The 19,749-nt window shown below is 38.6% G+C and carries 21 protein-coding genes, 11 tRNA genes and 1 rRNA gene (1 of these 33 cut by a window edge); 31 read left to right on the forward strand and 2 right to left on the reverse strand.

The features are described 5' to 3' along the window. Positions 1–260 precede the first annotated feature (260 nt). From NST66_RS26820 to uvsE, 4 genes are all read left to right on the forward strand, one after another. Positions 261–1,343, forward strand: coding sequence for a D-alanine--D-alanine ligase (locus NST66_RS26820; protein ID WP_013054995.1), 1,083 nt, complete (start codon positions 261–263; stop codon positions 1,341–1,343). A 97-nt stretch (positions 1,344–1,440) separates the two neighbouring features. Beyond that, positions 1,441–2,823, forward strand: coding sequence for a UDP-N-acetylmuramoyl-tripeptide--D-alanyl-D-alanine ligase (locus NST66_RS26825; protein WP_033580800.1), 1,383 nt, complete (start codon positions 1,441–1,443; stop codon positions 2,821–2,823). Positions 2,824–3,019: 196 nt separating this feature from the next. Next, complete coding sequence (locus NST66_RS26830) at positions 3,020–4,531, forward strand: DEAD/DEAH box helicase (protein WP_028411884.1); 1,512 nt, start codon at positions 3,020–3,022, stop codon at positions 4,529–4,531. Positions 4,532–4,625: 94 nt separating this feature from the next. After that, the gene (gene uvsE, locus NST66_RS26835) at positions 4,626–5,597 is read left to right on the forward strand and encodes a UV DNA damage repair endonuclease UvsE (RefSeq protein WP_033580801.1); all 972 of its coding nucleotides are present in this window, start codon (positions 4,626–4,628) and stop codon (positions 5,595–5,597) included. Positions 5,598–5,605: 8 nt separating this feature from the next. Here uvsE and NST66_RS26840 read toward each other — a convergent pair whose 3' ends face one another. Beyond that, positions 5,606–6,208 carry a rhomboid family intramembrane serine protease gene (locus NST66_RS26840; protein WP_028411882.1) on the reverse strand — a complete coding sequence of 201 codons (603 nt, stop codon included), beginning with the start codon at positions 6,206–6,208 and terminating at the stop codon, positions 5,606–5,608. A 64-nt stretch (positions 6,209–6,272) separates the two neighbouring features. Between NST66_RS26840 and acpS the strand changes: the two genes are divergently transcribed. The 14 genes from acpS (at position 6,273) to NST66_RS26910 (ending at position 17,176) form a co-directional block, all read left to right on the forward strand. Next, positions 6,273–6,638, forward strand: coding sequence for a holo-ACP synthase (gene acpS, locus NST66_RS26845; protein WP_028411881.1), 366 nt, complete (start codon positions 6,273–6,275; stop codon positions 6,636–6,638). A 58-nt stretch (positions 6,639–6,696) separates the two neighbouring features. Continuing rightward, positions 6,697–7,755 (forward strand): LolA family protein, encoded by a 1,059-nt coding sequence (locus NST66_RS26850; RefSeq protein WP_033580802.1) that lies wholly within the window; start codon positions 6,697–6,699, stop codon positions 7,753–7,755. 113 nt (positions 7,756–7,868) lie between these two features. Beyond that, positions 7,869–9,059 carry an alanine racemase gene (alr, locus tag NST66_RS26855; RefSeq protein ID WP_033580803.1) on the forward strand — a complete coding sequence of 397 codons (1,191 nt, stop codon included), beginning with the start codon at positions 7,869–7,871 and terminating at the stop codon, positions 9,057–9,059. Positions 9,060–9,259: 200 nt separating this feature from the next. Then, a complete protein-coding gene (locus tag NST66_RS26860) occupies positions 9,260–9,541 on the forward strand; it encodes a CopG family ribbon-helix-helix protein (RefSeq protein ID WP_013055003.1) in 282 nt (93 codons plus the stop codon). A 4-nt stretch (positions 9,542–9,545) separates the two neighbouring features. After that, a complete protein-coding gene (gene ndoA, locus NST66_RS26865; RefSeq protein WP_013055004.1) occupies positions 9,546–9,896 on the forward strand; it encodes a type II toxin-antitoxin system endoribonuclease NdoA in 351 nt (116 codons plus the stop codon). 157 nt (positions 9,897–10,053) lie between these two features. Continuing rightward, positions 10,054–10,890, forward strand: coding sequence for an RsbT co-antagonist protein RsbRA (locus tag NST66_RS26870; RefSeq protein ID WP_013055005.1), 837 nt, complete (start codon positions 10,054–10,056; stop codon positions 10,888–10,890). A 2-nt stretch (positions 10,891–10,892) separates the two neighbouring features. Continuing rightward, on the forward strand, positions 10,893–11,249 hold the full coding sequence (locus tag NST66_RS26875) for an STAS domain-containing protein (protein WP_013055006.1): 357 nt from the start codon (positions 10,893–10,895) through the stop codon (positions 11,247–11,249). Positions 11,250–11,252: 3 nt separating this feature from the next. Then, on the forward strand, positions 11,253–11,654 hold the full coding sequence (locus NST66_RS26880; protein WP_013055007.1) for an anti-sigma regulatory factor: 402 nt from the start codon (positions 11,253–11,255) through the stop codon (positions 11,652–11,654). Between the two features lie 13 nt (positions 11,655–11,667). Continuing rightward, on the forward strand, positions 11,668–12,678 hold the full coding sequence (locus tag NST66_RS26885) for a PP2C family protein-serine/threonine phosphatase (RefSeq protein ID WP_013055008.1): 1,011 nt from the start codon (positions 11,668–11,670) through the stop codon (positions 12,676–12,678). Positions 12,679–12,737: 59 nt separating this feature from the next. Next, the gene (locus tag NST66_RS26890) at positions 12,738–13,070 is read left to right on the forward strand and encodes an anti-sigma factor antagonist (protein ID WP_013055009.1); all 333 of its coding nucleotides are present in this window, start codon (positions 12,738–12,740) and stop codon (positions 13,068–13,070) included. Next, positions 13,067–13,552, forward strand: a complete 486-nt coding sequence (gene rsbW / locus NST66_RS26895; RefSeq protein ID WP_025753516.1) for an anti-sigma B factor RsbW — start codon at positions 13,067–13,069, stop codon at positions 13,550–13,552. Before NST66_RS26890 ends, rsbW begins: the two co-directional genes overlap by 4 nt. Next, positions 13,518–14,312 carry an RNA polymerase sigma factor SigB gene (gene sigB, locus NST66_RS26900; RefSeq protein ID WP_013055011.1) on the forward strand — a complete coding sequence of 265 codons (795 nt, stop codon included), beginning with the start codon at positions 13,518–13,520 and terminating at the stop codon, positions 14,310–14,312. Before rsbW ends, sigB begins: the two co-directional genes overlap by 35 nt. Then, positions 14,312–14,917: a PP2C family serine/threonine-protein phosphatase gene (locus NST66_RS26905; protein WP_033580804.1), complete on the forward strand. Its 606-nt coding sequence runs from the start codon at positions 14,312–14,314 to the stop codon at positions 14,915–14,917. Before sigB ends, NST66_RS26905 begins: the two co-directional genes overlap by 1 nt. An 84-nt stretch (positions 14,918–15,001) precedes the next feature. Next, complete coding sequence (locus NST66_RS26910) at positions 15,002–17,176, forward strand: Tex family protein (RefSeq protein ID WP_251440926.1); 2,175 nt, start codon at positions 15,002–15,004, stop codon at positions 17,174–17,176. Between the two features lie 57 nt (positions 17,177–17,233). On the opposite strand, the gene cmpA is transcribed toward NST66_RS26910, so the two are convergent. Further along, a complete protein-coding gene (gene cmpA, locus NST66_RS26915; RefSeq protein WP_013055014.1) occupies positions 17,234–17,350 on the reverse strand; it encodes a cortex morphogenetic protein CmpA in 117 nt (38 codons plus the stop codon). Between the two features lie 109 nt (positions 17,351–17,459). Between cmpA and NST66_RS26920 the strand changes: the two genes are divergently transcribed. The 13 genes from NST66_RS26920 to NST66_RS26980 all read left to right on the forward strand — a co-directional run. After that, positions 17,460–17,909 (forward strand): SprT family protein, encoded by a 450-nt coding sequence (locus tag NST66_RS26920; protein WP_028411875.1) that lies wholly within the window; start codon positions 17,460–17,462, stop codon positions 17,907–17,909. Positions 17,910–18,043: 134 nt separating this feature from the next. Next, positions 18,044–18,118 (forward strand) — tRNA-Asn (locus NST66_RS26925). 3 nt (positions 18,119–18,121) lie between these two features. Continuing rightward, positions 18,122–18,212 (forward strand) — tRNA-Ser (locus NST66_RS26930). 9 nt (positions 18,213–18,221) lie between these two features. Next, a tRNA-Glu gene (locus tag NST66_RS26935) sits at positions 18,222–18,296 on the forward strand. A gap of 24 nt (positions 18,297–18,320) precedes the next feature. Further along, a tRNA-Val gene (locus tag NST66_RS26940) sits at positions 18,321–18,396 on the forward strand. A gap of 28 nt (positions 18,397–18,424) precedes the next feature. Beyond that, positions 18,425–18,500 (forward strand) — tRNA-Asp (locus NST66_RS26945). An 11-nt stretch (positions 18,501–18,511) separates the two neighbouring features. Next, positions 18,512–18,586: transfer RNA gene (locus tag NST66_RS26950), tRNA-Gln, on the forward strand. A gap of 4 nt (positions 18,587–18,590) precedes the next feature. After that, a tRNA-Lys gene (locus NST66_RS26955) sits at positions 18,591–18,663 on the forward strand. Positions 18,664–18,675: 12 nt separating this feature from the next. Then, positions 18,676–18,758: transfer RNA gene (locus tag NST66_RS26960), tRNA-Leu, on the forward strand. 22 nt (positions 18,759–18,780) lie between these two features. Further along, positions 18,781–18,866, forward strand: a tRNA-Leu gene (locus tag NST66_RS26965). A 90-nt stretch (positions 18,867–18,956) separates the two neighbouring features. After that, a tRNA-Arg gene (locus tag NST66_RS26970) sits at positions 18,957–19,033 on the forward strand. 4 nt (positions 19,034–19,037) lie between these two features. Beyond that, positions 19,038–19,111, forward strand: a tRNA-Gly gene (locus tag NST66_RS26975). A gap of 81 nt (positions 19,112–19,192) precedes the next feature. Further along, positions 19,193–19,749 (forward strand): 16S ribosomal RNA (locus NST66_RS26980); it runs 995 nt beyond the window's last position.

Genomic DNA, 19,749 nt, shown 5'->3' on the forward strand with positions numbered 1-19,749 from the left:
TAGTTTCGATTATTGATGGTGATCTTTAGCATAAATAAACTTTATAAATAAACTTTTAAAAAAGATTTAAAATCAAAAAAGTTTTTTCAAAAATAAATGATTCAAGTGAAAAGGTCATTTTAAATAATGAAAGGAGAAGCTGGAATTTCTTTCACAAGCCTAGCTATTTTGACATACGTAATAATAGTTAATATTTCTGTTTACTATCTAAACGTGCATGATAAAATAGAAAAGATGAATATGTGTTAGGAGGAACATCAGTGAAAATTAAGCTTGGCCTTTTATACGGAGGAAAATCCGCTGAACATAAAGTATCTTTACAAACAGCTCTAGCAGTTTCAAAAGCAATTAATCACGATAAATATGAAGTGCATCCAATTTACATTACAGAAACAGGAAAATGGATTCGCGGCACACAGCTGACTGGTCCGCTTGAAACAGTTGCTCAATTAGAAATTCAAGATAACGGAACAGCTATTTCACCAGTTTCATTGAATACAGAAATGTTTGCATTAACAGATTCAAAAACAGATGATCAACTAGATGTTATTTTCCCACTTCTTCATGGTCCAAATGGAGAAGATGGTACGGTACAAGGATTATTAGAATTATTGAATATTCCTTATGTTGGAAACGGCGTATTAGCTTCAGCAGCTGGTATGGATAAAGTTGTAATGAAGCAGCTGTTTGCACAGGCAGGTCTGCCTCAAGTGGAGTACGTATCGTTTATCCGCCGCGAGTGGGAAGCAGATCGAACGGCTGCTTATGAAAAAGTAGAAACACTTGGATACCCTTGCTTTGTTAAACCAGCAAACTTAGGTTCAAGTGTTGGGATTAGCAAATGTGATAACCGCGAAGAGTTAGAAGCGGCATTTGTTGAAGCTTTCTTATTTGATCGAAAAATCATTGTAGAAGCAGCAGCAGTTGGTCGTGAAGTTGAAATTGGTGTGTTAGGGAATGATGAAGCAGCTTGTTCAGTAGTTGGAGAAATCTTACCTAAAAAAGCGTTTTACGATTACAAAGCAAAATATGAAGACGGCGATACAGGTCTTATTATTCCAGCTGAAATTACAGAAGAACAGCATCAAGAAATGTCAGCACTAGCAATCAAAGCATTTAAAGCAATTGATGGATCTGGTCTTGTACGTGCAGATTTCTTCTTAACATCAGAAGGTAAATTCATTATTAATGAAGTGAATACGATGCCTGGTTTTACACCTTTCAGTATGTTCCCGTTATTGTGGAAACACGCAGGTGTTGAATATCCAGATTTAATTGAAAAACTTGTATCACTAGCAATTGAACGTCATACCGAAAAGCAGCAAATTAAACACACAATGTAACTCACACAACACTATTCATCATGAATAGTGTTTCTGTGTTTAGTTTCAATTAAATAGTATCCATAGTTTACTTTATATCGAGAGGAGCAAACCAACAATGATTAAACGTACGCTTAAACAGCTAGCTGCAATGATTCCAGGAAGTGTATTTCATAGCGGGAACGAAGCAACTGTAATTGAGGGAGTCTCAATTGATACGAGAACTATTCAGCAAGGCAATTTATATATCCCAATTAAAGGGGAACGTTTTAACGGGCATGTATTTGTCGATAAAGCAATTGAAAACGGAGCGGTCGCTACTCTGTGGAACAAAGATGAAGAAAACCCACCGACAGACATTAGCGTTATTTTAGTCGATGATACGCTAGAAGCTCTTCAGCAATTAGCGAAATCCTATCGTCACGAGTTAGATATTAAAGTAGTGGGCATTACAGGAAGTAACGGAAAAACAACGGCAAAAGACATGGTGAAAGCTGTGCTTGATACAACTTACCGTGTTCTGAAAACAGATGGAAACTTTAATAATCATATTGGCATGCCGCTTACTATTTTGCGTTTAGATGAAACTCATGATATTGCCGTTTTAGAAATGGGCATGAGCAGCCGAGGAGAGATTGAGTTTCTTTCTAATTTAGCGGAGCCTGATGTGGCCATTATTACAAATATCGGAGAATCGCACCTTCAAGACTTAGGAAGTCGTGATGGAATTGCGGAGGCAAAATTAGAAATTACAAGCGGCTTAGCACCAACAGGTCAGCTTGTCTATAATGGTGATGAGCCACTTTTAACGTCGCGCGTAGTTAATCCAGCATTTGAAACGGTGACATTTGGCAGCTCAGAACAAAACGATTTGTATCCAAGTGCTATTTCAGCCGAAGAGTTAGGAACAACATTCACTGTTTCACGTGAAACAACATATTCATTCTTTATCCCGGTATTAGGTAAACATAATGTTCACAATGCGCTTTCTGCTATTGCGGTAGGTCATTATTTTGGACTAGACAACGAAACAATCGCTAAGGGATTAAAAGAATTAAAGCTAACAAATATGCGTATGGAGCTTGTAAAACGAACAGATGGCCTGACCTTCATTAACGACGCATATAACGCAAGTCCAACGTCCGTTAAAGCTGCTATCACGTTGATGCATGATTTAGAAGGCTATAAGCAAAAAATTCTTGTTCTTGGGGATATGCTTGAATTAGGCGATCAGGAAAAAGAGTTCCACAAAGAAGTGGGAGAGTTTATTCAAGCAGAAAAAATTGATTATGTTCTAACATACGGTCCTTTATCTGTTGAAATTGAGCAAGGAGCAAAAAATAATTTTGCAGAAGATAAGGTAATACACTTTGAGGAGAAAGATGAGCTTGTTGAAAAATTAACAGCGATTACAACAAGAGAAGATGTGGTTTTAGTGAAAGCATCTCGAGGGATGAAGCTTGAGGAAGTTATCTCAAAAATGATGCATAAATTACCGTGATATTAAAAAGAGTATAAGTAAGCTCTATTGCAAACGGAAAGCCATAGTGTTATGATGTAGTCTGAGTGTCTTGAGGCGCTTATACTCTAAACGTTGAATTTATTGAAGTAGTCGTTTAGAGCATTTTCCGTTTCCTCGGAGAATGCTTTTTTTTGTAAAATATAGATAGTCTAAATATAAAAGGAGTTTGAAAAACTTGGCATTATTTCAAGATTTAGGATTAAGTCAACAGCTTAACAAAGCTGTGAGTAAAATGGGTTTTGAAGAAGCAACACCAATTCAATCAGAAACTATCCCATTAGCACTAGAAGGTCACGATTTGATCGGACAAGCACAAACAGGAACAGGGAAAACAGCGGCATTTGGTATTCCTCTTATTGAAAAAGTTGATGTAAACGTAGATGCAATTCAAGGGTTAATTATTGCTCCTACTCGTGAACTTGCTGTACAGGTATCTGAAGAACTTTACAAAATTGGTCAAACAAAGCGCGTACGCGTGCTATCAATTTATGGTGGTCAAGATATCAGTCGTCAAATTCGTGCATTGAAAAAGCACCCTCATATCATCGTAGGGACACCAGGACGTATGCTAGATCATATTAATCGTCGTACACTTCGTCTACAAGACGTTCATACAGTTATTTTAGATGAAGCAGATGAAATGTTAAACATGGGATTCATCGAAGACATTGAAAAAATCTTATCAAACGTACCTGAGAACCACCAAACACTTTTATTCTCAGCAACAATGCCTACTCCAATCCGTCGCATTGCTGAAAAATTCATGAACGAACCAAAAGTGGTAAAAGTAAAAGCAAAAGAAGTAACGATGCCAAACATTACGCAGTATTATTTAGAAGTACAAGAAAAGCGTAAATTTGATATCCTTACTCGTCTTTTAGATATGCAATCACCTGAATTAGCTATCATCTTTGGTCGTACAAAGCGCCGTGTTGATGAGTTATCAGAAGCATTAAATATGCGTGGTTATTCTGCACAAGGTATCCATGGTGACTTGACACAATCGAAACGTCTATCTGTACTACGTCAATTTAAAGAAGGTTCTATTGATGTATTAGTTGCGACAGACGTAGCTGCACGCGGACTTGATATTTCTGGTGTTACTCATGTATACAACTTTGATATCCCTCAAGATCCGGAGAGCTATGTACACCGTATCGGACGTACAGGACGTGCTGGTAAAATGGGTGCTGCTATGACATTTGTAACGCCAAGAGAAACTGGACAGTTACACAATATTGAGCGTACAACAAAACGTAAAATGGAGCGTATGACTGCTCCAACGCTTGATGAAGCAATGGAAGGTCAACAGCGTATTGCAGCTGACAAATTAACGGAATCTGTGACACAAGGCAACTTATCTTACTACAAACAGTTGGCAGAAGAGTTACTTGAAGAGCACGATTCAGTTTCATTAGTGGCAGCGGCAATCAAATTATTTACAAAAGAACCAAATGAATCACCAATTCAATTAACTGCTGAACCACCGGTAATTGCAAAAGGTGATAAAAACAAACGTGGAAATGGCGGAGGTCGTTCACGTTCTAACTCTAAAAACTACTCACAGCAAAATCGTCGTGGAAACTCAAAGCGTTTTGGTGACAAGCGTCGCGGTGGAAGCAACGGCAGTGATAATAGAAATCGCAATAGCAGCAGTAATCGTAAAGATTCTCGCAGCAAAGCGTAAAATAAAAACGAGCCTTAACAGGCTCGTTTTTTTATGTGTTAATTGCTATTTTATTGGTGCACACTATGAGTAAAATAAAATGGGGTGTTCACTGATGTCGACCATTGTTCGGTTAGGTTATGTGGCGATGAGCGTTCATTTGGAAAATAGTTCTCCTTCTCAAACAATGACTTTTGCACAATTTCAGCGTGTGAAAGACCATGAAGCGGCCATTCGCAAGCTCGAACGTATTGCAATATCCAACTTAGAAAACTGCTTACGGTTATTAAAACATAATGCGTGGAGTGAAATTGAGTTTTTTCGATTCAGTTCTAAGTTAATTCCATTAGCTAACCATGAGGCACTAAAAGAGTGGAACTACATAGCTCCTTTAAAAGATGCTCTTCAGCGTATTTCTGTATTTTTGAAGGAACATCCAATGCGAGTAGATTTTCACCCGGATCATTTTGTTGTTTTAAACTCAACGGATAAAGAGGTTTTTAAGCATTCTATCCAAACTCTTCGTATGCATCAAAAGTTGCTGAAAGGAATGGATATTCCGCTTCAAAATCGCTGTGTTCTACATGTTGGAGGAGCTTATAATGATAAAGAAAAAGCACTGGAGCAGTTTATTCATAATTGGGGGCTTGTACCTCAATCCCTTCAGCAAATGATTATGTTGGAAAACGACGATACAACCTTTCATATAAAAGACGTCTTGTATTTATGTGAAAAACTAAATGTCCCAATCATTTTTGATCTTCATCATCATCAGGCGAACAACGATGAAACTTCATGGCAAGAGCATTGGGACCGTATCATTAGAACATGGGAACATGAAACACTTCCTCTAAAAATGCATATATCTAGTCCTAAAAGTGATAAAGAATTTAGAGCCCATGCAGATTATATCGATGTTAATGGGTTTTACAGCTTTTTAAAAGAAGTAAATGGAACGATACCGCAAATTGATTGCATGATTGAAGCTAAGAAAAAAGATGAAGCGCTCTTTCAGTTAGTAAGAGATTTGAAGACTTATGAAGATGTGGAATTTATTAACTCATCCACTTTTTATATTAAATCCTAAAGCAGGCCTCATATCTGTGGCTTGTTTTTCTGTTTGAACGTAAGAAAAGCGAGAAGAAATCCAGCAATACCTCCAGCGAAATGAGCTGTATTGTTGGTTCCTGGCGTTAGCAGACCTGAAAGTAATCCAATAATTAAAAAGACGACAATGATTTGCTGGTTGCTTTTAGAAAGCATATGCTTTTGTTTTATGACAAGATAGAGGTAAAATCCGAGCAGTCCGAAAATGGCACCGGATGCACCCACATGGCTGTAAAAAGAAGATTGGATTAGAAATGTAACGATATTTCCAAGCAATCCACACGTAAGGTAGAATAGAAGAAACTTATAAGAAGAAAGAATACGCTCAGCGCCTGGTCCTAACAAGAACAATGAAAATGAGTTAAAAAGAAGATGTGAAAAGCTTAGATGTAAAAAGATAGGTGTGAAAAGCCGCCAGTAGTCTCCTTGGGAAATTAAACTATTCACACCAATAAGCTGATGTATAAAAGATTCTGCAAGGTGTGAGGGAAGAGCGGCAAGTAACCATAGCGCAATGTGGATGCAGATAAGCGTGAAGGTAACAGGATAAAAACGTTTAAATTCAGCTGCATTTTCTGTGCGTACGAACATATTTGTCACTCCTTTTTATAAAGGCATTTTTATATACTATTCTGTAAGAGAGGATTAAATGAAAATGATTATAGGAACTGGAATTGATATTACAGAGTTAGAGCGGATTGAAAAAATGGTGCAGCGTCAAAGCGCTTTTATTACTCGGATTTTAACAAAAAATGAAAGAGAACGCTATGAAAAGCTATCAAGCCGACGTAAGGTCGAATTTTTAGCAGGAAGATTTGCTGTGAAGGAAGCATATTCGAAAGCTCTTGGAACAGGAATAGGAAAAGATTTCAGCTTCCAAGATATCGAAATCGTGAATGATGAAAGAGGGAAACCCCACATTGTTACAAAACAACCACTGGAAGCGTCTGTACACGTATCTATTTCCCACAGTGCACACTATGCGATTGCTCAAGTAATTATTGAACGCTTGTCAAGCTAGTCTGCATATTCACTATTTCTTGTTCATATATTCATAGTGTGGATAGGGGAGACAAGATATGTTCTTGCTTCTCCGTTTAGCTGTGAATATACGAAATAAAGGAGTTGGGGAAATGCATAAAAAATGGATTGGCTTATTTGTTTGCGCCTTTTTTCTCTTAGCCTTATCAGCATGCGGTGAAAAAAGTCAGCAGGATGTAACAGATGCATTGGATGCCAAGGTACAAGAAATGGCGGGGTATAAATCAGATGCTAAGATGACATTGAATACAGGGAAAGATGCTCAAGTATACGATGTAGAGATTTGGCATAGTAAGCCTATGTACTATCGAGTGAATTTGAAAAATACAAAGAAAGATCAAAGCCAAATGATTTTGCGTAATGATGAAGGGGTTTTTGTTTTAACGCCTGCCTTAAATAAAAGCTTTCGTTTTCAAAGTGACTGGCCGCAAAATAGCAGTCAAGCTTATTTGTATGAATCCCTTGTCCAAGATATTGTGAAGGATGAAAAGGCAAGTTTTAAATCAACGGATAAACATTATATTTTTGAAACAAAAACGAACTATCAAAATAGCACAATGCTTCCTAAACAAGAAATTACGCTGAACAAAAGTGACTTAGCGCCTGTGTCGGTTAAAATTATGGATACGGATAATAAAGTGTTAATAAAAGTTGATTTCTCTAAGGTGAAATTCGATTCTAAGTTTGATAAAGGGGCTTTTGATACAAAAAGAAACATGACAAGTGCAAAGATTGACATTCCGACATTAGCTCAGCACAAATCATTTAGCGTTCTTTATCCTAAGGACGTTCCAAAAGGTACAAAGCTGTCCAAGGAAAAGAAAATCGAGACGGAAAATGGTGAGAGAGTCGTTTTAATGTACAAAGGAGAAAAGCCGTTTACGCTTGTACAAGAAAAAGCGCAAGTAGCTAAAACAGCAACATCTACAGTTACTGCCGGAGAGCCATTTGATTTAGGTTTTACTGTGGGAGCTTTAACGGATAAAAGTCTATCTTGGACATATAATGGAGTAGACTTTATGCTGGCTTCTGATCAGCTGACACCAGATGAATTGAGTACAGTTGCTAGATCTGTGCAAAGTCAGATGGGAAAATAAGAGAAGCTTACAAGCCTGCATATATGTAGGCTTGTTCTTGCTTAATTTGAATAAAGATCGAGATGAAGTTTGGCTATAGATGTATTATACTAACAGAGGAAAGTACGTTTAGAATGGTTCTGAAAAAAGGAAGTGTCGTAGTAATGGATGCATTTTATAGAGAAACATGGGCAGAAATTGATGTAGAAGCCATTTTTCAAAATGTGAATCATGTAAGAGAACTGATACCGGGGCATAAAACGTTAATGGCCGTAGTAAAAGCGAATGCGTACGGGCATGGAGATAAAGAAGTAGCAGAGATTGCGCTTCAAGCTGGCGCTGATATGCTAGCTGTAGCTTTTTTGGATGAAGCTATTGCTCTTCGAAAAAAAGGAATAAAGGAATCCATTTTAGTATTAGGAGCCGTGCCTCCCTTACACATTCAAACTGCATTGGAGTGGGATGTAACGGTCACTGCTTATAGCAAAGCTTGGATTGAAGAAGCGGCGTCCATTCTAGGTGCAAACAGTCAGTTGCATATGCATTTAAAAATAGATACAGGCATGGGTCGCTTAGGAATTAGAACAAAAGAAGAATTACACGAAACGATGAATATCATCACTTCTCATTCAGGATTCGCGCTGGATGGAGTGTTTACACACTTTGCAACAGCAGACGAGCTAAATTCGTCTTATTTTGAAGAACAATACACATTCTTTGAAGAAATGGTTCGAATTGTGAAAGAACATAATTTTACACCTCCGATGATTCACTGTGCAAATAGCGCAGCTTTGCTTCGTCGTCCGAGCGATATCTTTAATGGCGTACGCTTAGGTATCTCTATGTATGGCTTGAGTCCTTCAGAGGAATTAAAAGAAGTCTTGCCAATTCCGTTAAAACAAGCTTTTTCGCTGCACAGCCGTATTGTGCATGTTAAAAAAGTCAAAAAAGGGAGTCATATCAGTTACGGAGCTACTTATGAAGCTAAAGAAGATGAATGGATTGCTACTATTCCAGTAGGATACGCAGACGGCTGGATTCGTAAATTAAGTAATTTTGAAGTGTTAGTAGATGGAGTTAAAGTGCCAATTGTTGGTAGGATATGCATGGATCAATTGATGATTAAATTGCCTAAAATGTATAAAATGGGTACAAAAGTAACATTTATTGGAAAACAACAAGGTGCTGAAATTACAATTGATGAAGTAGCAAAGCATCTTGAAACAATTAATTATGAAATCCCTTGCATGATTGCAGCAAGGGTTCCGAGGGTTTATACAAGAGATTCTCAGCACATTCATGTTAATAATTATATCTTGCGCTGAATATACATCTTCCTGAGTCAACATAAAAAGCCTGCGAACAAAAGACAATAAAATAATAACTTCCATGCATAAAAGAGGGTATCAATTGACGATAATAGTGTAGAAATTGACAGAATTAACTTTCCATTAAAGCTAATCAATGTTATGATAAGGAAAGATGAGACTATTGGTGTGTGTATTGATGTTGGAGGTGTATGTTTGTGTCTGAAGCGAGCGCAACTACAGAAATCCTAGTAAGATTACCGAAAAATTTAGTATCGGAGCTCGATCTTATGGTTAAACAAGAAAATGGCAACCGAAGTGATTTTATTCACCAAGCAACAAAATTGTACCTTCGTGAGCGAAAAAAACGCCATATTCGCGAATCAATGAGACGTGGATATATGGAGATGGCAAAGATAAACTTAAATATTGCTTCCGAGGCTTTTCTAGCAGAGTATGAAGCTGATCATACTGTGGATCGTTTAGTAAGCGGGGGGTAATGACTTGGTAGTCAAACGTGGCGACGTTTATTTTGCTGACCTATCTCCTGTTGTTGGCTCAGAACAAGGAGGCGTTCGCCCTGTACTTGTCATTCAAAATGATATAGGCAATCGTTTTAGCCCAACTGTTATTGTAGCTGCGATCACTGCTCAAATTCAAAAGGCAAAGTTACCTACGCATGTTGAAATTGATGCAAAGCGCTATGGATTTGAGCGAGATTCAGTTATTTTACTAGAACAAATTCGTACTATTGATAAACAGAGGCTAACAGACAAGATTACCCATTTAGATGATGAAATGATGGACAGAGTGGATGAAGCCTTGCAAATCAGTGTAGGACTTATCGACTTTTAGAATTATACTTCCATTTATGCTAAGTTGCTCCTTTATGAGCAACTTTTTTAATTTGACTAGGAATAATCAGTAAACGTATATTGTAATAAGAAACGTTTTAAAAATGATAATATATATATAGATATAAATGAGTGTATTGACTCACAAGGAGGACCTCATGAATCAAGATTTATTCAATTATATACAAAATCATAAATCAGAAATTTTTGATCGATGGCTAGTGTTAATGAATGATGTGGAAACAGAGCGGATTAAAAACATTGTATCCGAGCAAGTGTACGTAAATGTAAGCTCTGATTTTGTAAATTTACTTTTGGCAAAAGCATTCCGTGATCAGGAAAATTTTGCAGAGGAACTAGAGGAAGTAGTAGGACGAGTTGTGAGTTTAGGATGGCCTCTTGCTTATTTGACACAGGGTGTACGTAACTTGGGTCATGTAGTGGTTGAAGGGTATGTAAACAGTGAACATGTAAAGGCTGATCAAACTCATTCTGAATTATTCTATCGGTTTGACAAGTGGTTAAGCCCTATTTATAACAAAATAGTAGAACAATACTCCAACTCGTGGGAAAATACAGTTATGTTGCAAAAAGTTGCACTTCAAGAATTGTCTGCTCCATTAATACCGGTATTTGATAAAATTACGGTAATGCCGCTTGTGGGAACAATTGACACCGATCGTGCAAAGAAAATTATGGAAAACTTACTGCAAGGTGTCGTAAAGCACCGATCAGAGGTCGTATTAATAGATATTACCGGAGTACCAGTAGTGGATACGATGGTTGCCCATCATATCATTCAAGCTGCTGAAGCCGTACGTTTGGTTGGAGCCAAGTGTTTGTTAGTAGGAATTCGTCCGGAAATTGCTCAGACTATTGTGAACTTAGGTATTAACTTAAATGAAATTATTACGAAAAACTCATTAAAAAAAGGTGTAGAGTTTGCGTTAGAAATGACTGAGCGGAAAATAGTTGATATAGAATCGGAGGAATAAACGTGAGAATACCCATTTTGAAATTGTACGACTACTTATTGGTATCCATTCAATGGGAGCTGGATGATCAAACGGCTATTCAATTCCAAGAAGACTTGCTAAGTAAAATTCATCAAACTGGAGCAAAAGGAGTGGTAATCGATTTAACTTCAATTGATATGATCGATTCATTCATCGCAAAAGTGTTAGGTGACGTGGTTAGCATGTCTAATTTGATGGGGGCCAGAGTAGTATTAACAGGTATCCAGCCTGCAGTAGCTATTACACTTGTTGAGTTAGGGATTGGCCTAAACGATGTTCTTACTGCACTCGATTTAGAAAAAGGTCTTGAGAAACTCCAATCGGAATTGGGGGATTAGTATATGGAATTCCAATCCAGCGTAAAAATCGTAACAGAATGGGACATCGTAGCGGCACGCCAATTAGGTAGAAATGTGTCGAAAGAGCTAGGGTTTGGAACAGTTGACCAAGCTCGTATTACAACCGCCATTTCTGAATTAGCTCGTAATATTTACCTATATGCGGGTAAGGGTCAAATCTATATTGAGAAATTAAATCGTGGAGGAAAAAACGGTCTTCTTGTCGTAGCAACAGATGAAGGGCCAGGTATCCCCGACGTTCGCAAAGTAATGGAAGATGGATACTCAACATCGGGTGGACTAGGAGCTGGGCTTCCTGGGGTAAAACGATTGATGGATGAGTTTGACATCGAAACAAATGTCGGAGAAGGTACTGAGATTAAAGCAGTTAAGTGGCTCCGGTAGGAGGAAATAGATAATGTCTTTTGATAAAGAGATGAGAGATTTATACAAAGATATTTTGGGGAACTATATCCAAACACAAAATGAACAAATTTTGTATCAAGGACAAAAACTAAGTAGAAAATCTTTAGAGAATGAAATATCGCCAGAAGATATTGTGAGCATTCATAAAGAAGTGATTGAAGAAATTTATTCTGATATTCCAGAAAAAGTGCTGCATTCTCTGGACTTTTTACTTGAGGTAATGATTAGCTACGGTCTTGCTCTTCGTGAGCATCAAACATTAAAAAATAAGCAGCGGGAACTTCGTTCTGAAATCGAAGTTGCCGCTAACGTCCAGCAGACGCTGTTAGGGACAAAGGTTCCGGCTAGTTCAACTTTAGAAATTGGCGCGATTAGCGTACCTGCTAAACAGATGAACGGAGATTATTTTCACTTTGTAGAAGAAGAGCACGGTGGGTTAAGTATTGCCATTGCCGATGTGATCGGAAAAGGAATTCCAGCTGCAATGTGTATGTCTATGATCAAGTATGCAATGGACAGCTTACCGGACTCAAGAAAAAATCCAAGTTACGTATTGGAGAACTTGAATAATATTGTAGAGAGAAACGTAGATCCAAGTATGTTTATTACGATGTTCTACGGAAGTTATAATCCCGAGACAAACTTATTTGATTATGCATCTGCAGGGCATGAGCCAGGCTTTTATTATGATGCCAAAGCTGATTCATTTGAAGATTTGGAAGCAAAAGGACTCGTGCTAGGAGTCGATCGCCATGTGAAATATCTTCAGTACGAGCAGCAGCTTTCAAAAGGCGATATGATTGTTCTGTTAACAGATGGTGTAACAGAATGCAGAACTGAAGAAGGATTTATCGAAAGATTGGACATCATAAAATTAATTCGAAAATACATGCATTTGTCTCCTCAAGAAATTGTAGAATCTGTATATAAAGAGCTGGAAAAATTACAGCATTTTCAATTGAGAGATGACTTTACATTGATTATTTTGAAGAGTTTAGTTTAAGTATTCTAAATAAGGGTACAGAAAAGATAGCACAAAATTAGAGGGGGTCTACTAATACGATGAATTTAAAAATAGATATACAAAAGGACGGTCAAGCATATCGTATTAAGCTGGCTGGAGAGATTGACGCATATACAGCACCTAAGCTAAAAGAAAAGTTCATGGAAATTACTGAACATACTGAACCGGAAATTATAGTCGATTTAACCGATGTATCATACATGGATAGTACAGGACTAGGTGTATTTATTGCATTGTTAAAAGCCAATAAGAAAAATAACGGCTCTTTGAAATTTGTTGGTGTATCAGAGCGCATCAAGCGCTTATTTGATATTACGGGCCTCACAGACATTTTAAACGTGAATTCACAAGTAGAAGGTGGCGTAAAATGAAACAGCCTTATGACTTTGTTGAGATGAAGATTCCTGCTAAGCCAGACTATGTAGCGATTATTCGACTGACGCTGTCTGGTGTAGCGAACCGGATGGGTTTTTCTTATGATGAAATTGAAGATATGAAAATTGCTGTGAGTGAGGCATGTACAAATGCCGTACAGCATGCTTACAAGAGTGAAGAAAATGGTGAAGTGAGAGTAGGTTTTGGTTTATTTGATGACCGTTTAGAAATCATGGTGGTCGATAAAGGCGAAAGCTTTAATTTTGAAGAGCTTAAGGAACATATAGGACCTTATGAAACATCAAAAGAAGTTGAATTTCTTCCTGAAGGTGGACTTGGTTTATATTTAATTGAAACACTAATGGACGAAGTGAAAATGGTCAATTCAAAAGGTGTAACGCTAATGATGACTAAGTATGTGCAAAGAGAGCAGGTGGAGAGTGATGAAAACACAGTCTCAACCTATGAAATTAACTAAAGAACAGGTTCAGGAACGAATTGAGCGCTTTCAAAAAACGCAGGATGAAGAAGCACAAAGTGATCTAGTAGTACATTACAAGAACCTTGTTGAATCTATTGCACGTCGTTATTCAAAAGGCAGAAGCTTACATGAAGATATTGTGCAGGTAGGGATGCTAGGACTGTTAGGAGCTATTAGAAGGTATGATGCTTCATTTGGAAGAAGTTTTGAATCGTTTGCTGTTCCTACAATCATTGGAGAGATTAAGCGATTTTTACGCGATAAAACGTGGAGTGTTCACGTACCGCGCCGCATCAAAGAATTAGGTCCTAAAATTAAAGCAGCTGTCGAAGAGCTAACAACCCGTTTACAGCGATCTCCTCAAGTAAAAGAAATTGCTGATCATATCGGAGTGACAGAGGAAGAAATTTTAGAAACGATGGAGATGGGGCAAAGTTATCAAGCGTTGTCTGTTGATCATTCTATTGAAGCAGACTCTGATGGAAGTACTGTTACAATCCTTGATTTAGTAGGTGAACAAGAGTCGGGTTATGAGAAAACTGATCAGCGCTTAGTGTTAGAAAAGATTCTTCATGTATTAAGCGATAGAGAAAAAGAAGTAATTCGCTATACATTTATTGAAAATCTGAGTCAAAAAGATGCCGGTGAGAAATTAGGGATTTCTCAAATGCATGTATCTCGACTGCAAAGAAGAGCTCTTGATAAGCTAAGGACTGCAGCTCGCTCAGATTCTAACGATTCGGAGTATATGTCGTGATGACAGTAGACCCGAATACAAAGTCGATTCAAACTCATATATATCAAGAGCCAAAGCAAGGGAACGTGTGTTGTGGAGATAGTTACTATGTCAAAGAAACGGATGATTATTTTCTATGTGCAGTGGCAGATGGATTAGGAAGCGGTGAACAAGCCAGAGCCGCTTCTGTAGCTGTTACGGATGTAGCGAAAGCTCATCATCATCTAGATGTAGATGAGATCATTTCTAAGTGCAACAAGGCTACTCGACATACAAGAGGCGCAGCAGTAGCTATTTTGAAAATTGATAAAAAACATAACGAATTTCATTACACAAATGTAGGTAATATCCGCTTTTATCTGTATTCTCCGGAGGGGAAATTAACGTACCCTCTGCCAATTCAAGGTTTTTTATCAGGGAAAATTCAAAAGTTCCGCACACAAACCTTCCCATATGACTCCGGTTCTAAATTTTTGATTCATACAGATGGCTTAGAATTAAAAGAGATTAAATCTGTTTTTGCTAACTCGATGAATGTCGATCAATTGTCGACACGCCTACAGGCAGCAATTCGATCTCATAATGACGATATTACGTATATCGCTGGTCATCTTCCAACTGCATAGCCTTTCTTTTTAGCTCACATGTGTTATTGCATGTGAGTTTTGTTACAATAGAGACAAAGTTTCATTTAGGTAGGAGGATAAGCTGTGTCTGTTGCAACGAAATTAGATAATCAAATTGTTCAACGTGTAAGTAAAGAGGTAGAGATTTCACACAAGCAAGTACAAAACGTAATTGCTTTAGTAGAAGATGGTAATACAGTTCCCTTTATTGCTCGATATAGAAAAGAACAAACTGGTGCTTTGGATGAAGTCCAAATCCGGAATATTTTAGATTCCTGGAACTACTTAATGAATTTAGAGGAGCGTAAAGAGGAAGTTCACCGATTAATTGAAGAGCAAGGGAAATTAACTGAGGAACTGTCTGCTCAAATTCATCAAGCGAAGAAATTGCAGCAAGTAGAAGATTTATACCGCCCTTTTAAGCAAAAACGACGTACAAAAGCAACTGTAGCAAAAGAAAAAGGTCTTGAACCATTAGCACAGTGGCTACTAAGTTTCCCGAATTCTGACGTAAACATTGAAGCGCAAACATACATAAATGAAGAAGCAGGAGTTCAATCTTCTGACGAAGCTATTCAGGGAGCCCTAGACATTGTAGCGGAACAAATTTCTGACGAAGCATCTTACCGTCAGTGGATTCGTACGACCACTGTAAAAGATGGCATAATTGTTACTTCAGTCAAAGATCCGGAAAAAGATGAAAAAAATATCTATGAAATGTACTATGAATATACAGAAGCGGTAAAGCGAATCGTTCCTCATCGTATTTTAGCTATGAATAGAGGAGAAAAAGACGGTATTTTAAAAGTGAGTATTGACGCGCCTACAGATCGTATTCTTTCATATTTACATAAAGAAGTAATCAAGAAAAGGGATTCTTCAGCTGAAGGTTATATCATCTCAGCTATAGAAGATGCTTATAAACGCTTAATAGAACCATCTATTGAACGCGAAATTCGTAAAGACCTATCAGAAAAAGCGGAAGAAAGAGCCATTCACATCTTTTCTGAAAACTTACGAAAACTTCTTCTCCAACCTCCATTGAAAGGGAAAGTGGTATTAGGAGTAGATCCAGCTTTTCGAACAGGCTGCAAATTAGCTGTAGTAGATGAAACAGGCAAGGTATTAAAAATTGATGTTATTTATCCACATCCTCCTGTGAGAAAAGCAGCTGAAGCACAAAATAAATTAAAGAAAATGTTCGCTGAATACCCTATTGAAGTAGTGGCAATTGGAAATGGAACGGCATCTCGCGAAACGGAGCAATTTGTAGCGGATGTTCTTAAAGAAATTGAAAACCCAGTTTATTATTTGATTGTGAATGAAGCGGGAGCAAGCGTATATTCGGCTTCTGATGTTGCTAGAGAAGAATTCCCTGATTTTCAAGTAGAAGAGCGAAGCGCTGTATCGATTGCCAGAAGGCTGCAAGATCCGCTGGCTGAGCTTGTGAAAATCGATCCTAAGTCGGTAGGAGTAGGGCAATATCAGCATGATGTGTCTCAAAAGCAATTAAATGATTCACTGACTTTTATTGTAGAGACAGTAGTAAACCAAGTAGGAGTGAATGCAAACACGGCTTCTGCTTCGCTTCTACAATACGTTGCTGGTCTAAATAAGACAGTTGCTCAAAACATTGTAAAATATCGGGATGAAAACGGAAAATTCTCTAACCGAAAACAGTTGAAGAAAATTCCGCGTCTAGGGGCTAAAACATATGAGCAGTGTATTGGGTTTTTACGTATTATAGAAGGTGAAGAACCTTTAGACAGAACGGGTATCCATCCTGAAACATATGGAGACGTTAAAAAGCTTTTAAAGAAAGCGGAAGTGAAAGAGACTGAACTTGGAACGGAGAAAGTAAAAGAAGCATTAAAACATATTTCTTTACCCGAAATATCAGAAGAACTAAGTATAGGGGAGCTTACTTTAAAAGACATTATAGAAGCGCTCGTAAGACCGGAAAGAGATCCTCGTGATGAACTGCCAAAACCTTTGCTCCGTCAGGATATTTTGAAGCTAGAGGATCTAGCAAAAGGTATTCAGCTTGAAGGAACGGTGCGAAACGTCGTAGACTTCGGAGCGTTCATCGATATAGGAGTTAAGCAAGACGGTCTAGTCCATATTTCTAAATTAACGAATCGGTACGTTAAGCATCCCCTCGATGTCGTTTCAGTAGGAGATTTGGTGAATGTGTGGGTAGAAGACGTAGATATGAAAAAAGGAAGAGTTGCACTGACGATGATTCCGCCCCATCAATAATAAAATTGCCTTTTCAGATTTTCTGAAAAGGCAATTTTATTTGTAAAAAGAAGTGATTTAAGAAGCGGAATTATTTTTTTGATAAAAAAACCAACATTGGTTGAGCAATTTTATTTGTGCACGGTCTTTTTCAGAATAAGCGCGCCTCATTTGTTTTTGTAGCCACATTGGCATAAGGACAATCACTCCTTTTCATTTATGATAAGGTGAATAGTGAGTATGTAATGAAGTGTATGCCCAAAGAGCTAGTCAGGTGATTTCATACAGTAGAGGAGTATATAAGATGAATGATAAGGATTTACAAATACTTGTAGAAGAAATTTCATTGAAGCTGTTTCACAAACCATTTCGTCATGAAGCCACTTTTAATTCTCGGTTACGTACGACAGGCGGAAGGTATTTGTTACGTACATCTAATATAGAAGTAAACTACAAATACTTTGAACAATATGGCACACAAGAAATAGTAGAAATTATTAAACATGAGCTCTGTCACTATCATTTGCATATTGAGGGGAAAGGGTATAAGCATGGAGATCAAGACTTTAAAAGGTTAATGAAAGAAGTAGACGCACCTCGATTTTGTCAGGCATTGAAAAAAGAAAGTGATGGAAAGAAAAAAGAGCACATATATGTATGTATGCAGTGTGATCAAAAATATGTTCGAAAAAGAAAAGTGAACACAGTTAAATATGTTTGTGGGAAGTGTAAAGGTAAATTAAAAAAAATGTAGAAGATGCTTGACTAAAATAGATTCATTATGGTAAATTAATAAAGCCGTCTCAAATAAACGGCAAAGAAATTACAAAAACTTATTGACATTACATATAATGTCGATTACAATGTAAGAAGTCTGATAAATATTATTCCACAGTAGCTCAGTGGTAGAGCTATCGGCTGTTAACCGATCGGTCGTAGGTTCGAGTCCTACCTGTGGAGCCATATGGAGAAGTACTCAAGTGGCTGAAGAGGCGCCCCTGCTAAGGGTGTAGGTCGTGTAAGCGGCGCGAGGGTTCAAATCCCTCCTTCTCCGCCATTTTATAATGGCCCGTTGGTCAAGCGGTTAAGACACCGCCCTTTCACGGCGGTAACACGGGTTCGAATCCCGTACGGGTCACCATTGATTTTTATTTACATATTCTGTGGAGGATTAGCTCAGCTGGGAGAGCACCTGCCTTACAAGCAGGGGGTCGGCGGTTCGATCCCGTCATCCTCCACCATTTGACTGTTTTATACATAATTTTGGATGGTCCCGTGGTGTAGCGGTTAACATGCCTGCCTGTCACGCAGGAGATCGCGGGTTCGATTCCCGTCGGGACCGCCATTTTAAATTATTGGGCTATCGCCAAGCGGTAAGGCAACGGATTTTGATTCCGTCATGCGTTGGTTCGAATCCAGCTAGCCCAGCCATAAAGAGCCATTAGCTCAGTTGGTAGAGCATCTGACTTTTAATCAGAGGGTCGAAGGTTCGAGTCCTTCATGGCTCATTTTCATTTCTTGCGGGTGTGGCGGAATTGGCAGACGCGCTAGACTTAGGATCTAGTGTCTTTACGACGTGGGGGTTCAAGTCCCTTCACCCGCATCTTATTCATTTTGTGTATTTAGCGGTCGTGGCGGAATGGCAGACGCGCTAGGTTGAGGGCCTAGTGGGGGCGACCCCGTGGAGGTTCAAGTCCTCTCGGCCGCACCAAAAAAACTTTTTAAAAAAGTGTTGACATAAGAAAATAGAAATGATATTATAATAAAGTCGCCAAAACAACGGCGGTAAACATCATAAGAAGCGCCCGTAGCTCAATTGGATAGAGCGTTTGACTACGGATCAAAAGGTTAGGGGTTCGACTCCTCTCGGGCGCGCCATATTGCGGGTGTAGTTTAGTGGTAAAACCTCAGCCTTCCAAGCTGATGTCGTGAGTTCGATTCTCATCACCCGCTCCAAATATATTGAACTTTGAAAACTGAACAAAGCGACAAACGTCAACGTTAATTTTTATTTTTTAAATGAGCAAGTCAAACATTTCTTCGGAGAGTTTGATCCTGGCTCAGGATGAACGCTGGCGGCGTGCCTAATACATGCAAGTCGAGCGAACTGATTAGAAGCTTGCTTCTATGACGTTAGCGGCGGACGGGTGAGTAACACGTGGGCAACCTGCCTGTAAGACTGGGATAACTTCGGGAAACCGAAGCTAATACCGGATAGGATCTTCTCCTTCATGGGAGATGATTGAAAGATGGTTTCGGCTATCACTTACAGATGGGCCCGCGGTGCATTAGCTAGTTGGTGAGGTAACGGCTCACCAAGGCAACGATGCATAGCCGACCTGAGAGGGTGATCGGCCACACTGGGACTGAGACACGGCCCAGACTCCTACGGGAGGCAGCAGTAGGGAATCTTCCGCAATGGACGAAAGTCTGACGGAGCAACGCCGCGTGAGTGATGAAGGCTTTCGGGTCGTAAAACTCTGTTGTTAGGGAAGAACAAGTACGAGAGTAACTGCTCGTACCTTGACGGTACCTAACCAGAAAGCCACGGCTAACTACGTGCCAGCAGCCGCGGTAATACGTAGGTGGCAAGC

It is taken from the genome of Priestia sp. FSL W8-0524 (assembly GCF_038005965.1).
Taxonomy (GTDB): domain Bacteria; phylum Bacillota; class Bacilli; order Bacillales; family Bacillaceae_H; genus Priestia; species Priestia zanthoxyli.